Origin of the sequence: Nonomuraea composti (assembly GCF_012034275.1) — a bacterium.
In the GTDB taxonomy this organism is placed as follows: domain Bacteria; phylum Actinomycetota; class Actinomycetes; order Streptosporangiales; family Streptosporangiaceae; genus Nonomuraea; species Nonomuraea composti.
In genome coordinates, this window is sequence record NZ_JAATEP010000168.1 from 1 (window position 1) to 497 (window position 497).

The window sequence follows — 497 nt, forward strand, 5'->3', positions numbered from 1 at the left end:
CCGAAGCGCTGGCCACCGAACTGGGCCTTACCGCCGAGCGGCTGCTGGGTGATCATGGAGTAGGGGCCGGTCGACCGGGCGTGGATCTTGTCGTCGACCAGGTGCAGCAGCTTGAGGATGTAGATGTAACCGACCGCGATCGGGTACGGGAACGGCTCGCCGGAGCGCCCGTCGAAGAGCCGGGCCTTGCCGCCGCCCTGCACGAGCCGATCCCCGTCGCGCGTGGGGATGGTGTTGCCGAGCAGCCCGATGATCTCTTCTTCGTTCGCGCCGTCGAAGACGGGGGTGGCCATGTTGGTGCGCGGGGCGACCTTCTCGAAGCCCTTGTCACGCAGCCGCTCGGCCCACGCCTCCTGGACGCCGGAGATGTCCCAGCCGCGGGCGGCGATCCACCCCAGATGGGTCTCCAGCACCTGGCCGACGTTCATCCGGCCGGGCACGCCGAGGGGGTTGAGGATGATGTCGACCGGGGTGCCGTCCTCCAGGAACGGCATGTC

General features: G+C 69.0%; 1 pseudogene. It reads right to left on the reverse strand.

Annotated features, from left to right (window positions below):
- A pseudogene (locus HCN51_RS57835) lies at positions 1-497 on the reverse strand (DNA-directed RNA polymerase subunit beta); the annotation flags it as partial.